The organism is Candidatus Erwinia dacicola (assembly GCF_001756855.1).
Lineage (GTDB): Bacteria > Pseudomonadota > Gammaproteobacteria > Enterobacterales > Enterobacteriaceae > Erwinia > Erwinia dacicola.
The window spans coordinates 1-2,679 of sequence record NZ_MAYS01000086.1; the positions used below are offsets into that span (position 1 = coordinate 1).

Here is a 2,679-nt window from a genome sequence, read left to right on the forward strand (position 1 = left end):
GCGGTGCTGATGAAGGGGTTTCTAGGTACCAATCCATTCGAATGCATTCTCTGCAAAGGTCGGCTGTGCTTTGCCGGCGCTCAGTCTGGCATGCATGCAACGGAATTGCTGTCAGAAAGACTGTGTGAAATGGATAAAAAACGATGGCTGCGGATGCCTGAATTGGAACAATGCGTCTAAAAAATAGCTTTCCGGTTAAAACTACATTAGAGACGGCATGTTCACACACAGACTCACGCTTAACAGCCTCATCACAGGGATGGTGCATGATGAAATTCATGGTCAGGCGATCTCAAAAGATGCGATTCAATCGCCTAACCATCAAGCCTATCTCTTATCTCGAGATACAGCTACTGTCTGGTATTTCAGGGGGCTACATCATATTTTAGCTTACATGTGTACTCTGAAATTATTTTCAGTTAGGCTATTAATGATGAATTTTCAACCATCGCATTTTGCGAGGGTCGAACCTATTTATACGAGGATTATCGTTAGATATGGCGAAACAAAAATTACTGGAACCCGGCTACTCACTGGCGGAAGAGATCGCCAACAGCATCAGCCACGGCATTGGATGCCTGTTTGGCGTGATTGGCTTAGTTCTGATGCTCAACCAAGCCATAGATGCCCGTGCCGGTGCGCTGGCGATCGCCAGCTACAGCCTTTACGGCGGCAGTATGATTCTGCTATTTTTCGCTTCCACGCTGTATCACGCAATTCCTGACAAACGCGCTAAGTTCTGGCTGAAAAAGCTCGACCATTCGGCAATCTATCTGCTGATAGCTGGAACCTACACGCCGTTCCTGCTGGTGGCGCTGAAATCGGCGCTGGCACACGGTTTAATGGCGTTTATCTGGGGGCTGGCGCTGTTAGGGATACTGTTTAAGCTGGTGTTCGCGCACTGCTTTGAGGCGCTGTCGCTGGTGACCTATATGCTGATGGGCTGGCTGTCGCTGATCGTGCTGTATCAGCTGGCGATGCGCCTGCCGTCGGGCAGTATCTGGCTGCTGGCTGCCGGGGGGATAATCTATTCGCTCGGGGTAATTTTCTACGTGTCGAAGCGCATTCCTTACAACCATGCCATCTGGCACGGTTTCGTGCTGGGCGGCTCGCTGTGTCATTTTCTCGCCATCTATTTGTACATGATGTAAGGGGCCTTAACCTTGGGTGATTTCGTAAGGCAGTGGCTGGATCGCCAGTTTGCCGCCCTCATCGCCCTGCACGCGCAGCACGGTATCCGCTTCCAAGTCGTTATTCAGCACCGCCTGCACCCAGACCTCGCCGTTATCCAGCTGGCAGGCGGCAAGGATGGTGCCGGTGCGGCGCCAGTTCATACCCATCTGGATCTCCAGCGCATCATTCGCTGCCGGTACCACGCCAGCCTTACCGGCCAGCCAGAAGAGCGCACGCTTGTTGGCACCGCGGAACTTGGCGCGTGCCACCATCTCCTGCCCGGTATAGCAGCCTTTTTTAAAGCTGATGGCGTCCAAGGCCTGCAGGTTGGTCGCCTGTGGGATCAGCTGGGCGCTGGTGGCTCTGTCAATAATTGGATAGCCTGCTTCAATCTCAAGTGCTAGCCACTGCTGACTGTGGTTGAGCTGGGCTTCACCGGCCAGTTTATCCTGCACCTCCTGCGCTCTGGCTGCCGTGGTGACCAGCAGGAAACGTTCGGCGGGCAGGTTGAACCATAATAGTGTGCTGTCATCTTGCTGAATCAGCGGGGACCCGGCGTCGGGCAGCGTGTCAAAAACTCCCGCCAGTGCGGCGCGTGCCTGGAACCCGGCCACGCCCAGCAGCACCGCTTCATCGTCCGGGACCAGCGTCACTTTGGCAAATACCGCGTATTTTTTCAGCTCGGTTAGCTGAATGTCGCGCAGGCTGCGGCGCTCAATAAAGGCTACTCCTTCGCCACGGTGGAACAGGCGCAGGTTGCTCCACATCTTCCCTTTGGCATCGCAGTGCGCGGCAGGGCGGTGCTGATTGTCAGCCAGCGCTGCAACATCCAGCGTCACCTGCCCCTGTAAATAACTCACGTGGTCTGCACCGCTGGCGTTCACCAGCGCCCACTCTTCCAGTGAAATCAGGGTCAACGGCAGGCGGGCTGAGGCTACCGACTGGCGGGGAGGGAAAGAAATATTCGGCATAATTCAGTCCTAAATTAACGAATTTATTAAAATCTGTTGCTCATGTTAAAAGAGCGCACCCGCTTTGCAACCTATTTCCAGAAAAAGCGGCACAAAACGCATGATAACCCTGCAACCGGTGCTGCTGTTTTGCGCGCAATGCCGCAAGCACGGCATCACATCATCAACAGCACTGCAAAAAAGCGTTACACTGTGCGCCATGTTTGGTTAACCGACGCTGAGTAACATGGATATTACAAATAAAGCACGTATTCACTGGGCATGCCGCCGCGGCATGCGCGAACTGGATATTTCCATCATGCCGTTTTTTGAGTATGAGTTTGACTCACTGGACGACACCGACAAGCAACTGTTTGTCCGGCTGCTGGAGAACGATGACCCAGACCTGTTTAACTGGCTGATGAACCACGGCGAGCCGGCCGATGCGGATCTAAGAAGGATGATGGCGCTGATTCAGGAGAGAAACAAACAACGTGGTCCTGTAGCAATGTAAGCTGTGGGTTTCCTAGGCTGTATCCCTTAATCACCTGAGCTA

The 2,679-nt window shown here is 53.5% G+C and carries 4 protein-coding genes and 1 pseudogene; 4 read left to right on the forward strand and 1 reads right to left on the reverse strand.

Annotated elements, in window-relative coordinates; all coding sequences use genetic code 11:
• A pseudogene (locus BBW68_RS19045) lies at positions 1–180 on the forward strand (IS91 family transposase); the annotation flags it as partial.
• 317 nt (positions 181–497) lie between these two features.
• Complete coding sequence (gene trhA, locus BBW68_RS02420; RefSeq protein ID WP_070133855.1) at positions 498–1,151, forward strand: PAQR family membrane homeostasis protein TrhA; 654 nt, start codon at positions 498–500, stop codon at positions 1,149–1,151.
• Between the two features lie 6 nt (positions 1,152–1,157).
• Here the strand turns inward: trhA and ygfZ are convergent, their stop codons facing one another.
• Positions 1,158–2,144 carry a tRNA-modifying protein YgfZ gene (gene ygfZ, locus BBW68_RS02425; RefSeq protein WP_070133856.1) on the reverse strand — a complete coding sequence of 329 codons (987 nt, stop codon included), beginning with the start codon at positions 2,142–2,144 and terminating at the stop codon, positions 1,158–1,160.
• 42 nt (positions 2,145–2,186) lie between these two features.
• On the opposite strand from ygfZ, the gene BBW68_RS02430 reads away from it, so the two are divergent.
• Together BBW68_RS02430 and sdhE are read left to right on the forward strand one after the other, a co-directional pair.
• Positions 2,187–2,369, forward strand: a complete 183-nt coding sequence (locus BBW68_RS02430) for a hypothetical protein (RefSeq protein ID WP_070133857.1) — start codon at positions 2,187–2,189, stop codon at positions 2,367–2,369.
• Position 2,370: 1 nt separating this feature from the next.
• Positions 2,371–2,637: an FAD assembly factor SdhE gene (gene sdhE, locus BBW68_RS02435; protein WP_070133858.1), complete on the forward strand. Its 267-nt coding sequence runs from the start codon at positions 2,371–2,373 to the stop codon at positions 2,635–2,637.
• Positions 2,638–2,679 lie beyond the last annotated feature (42 nt).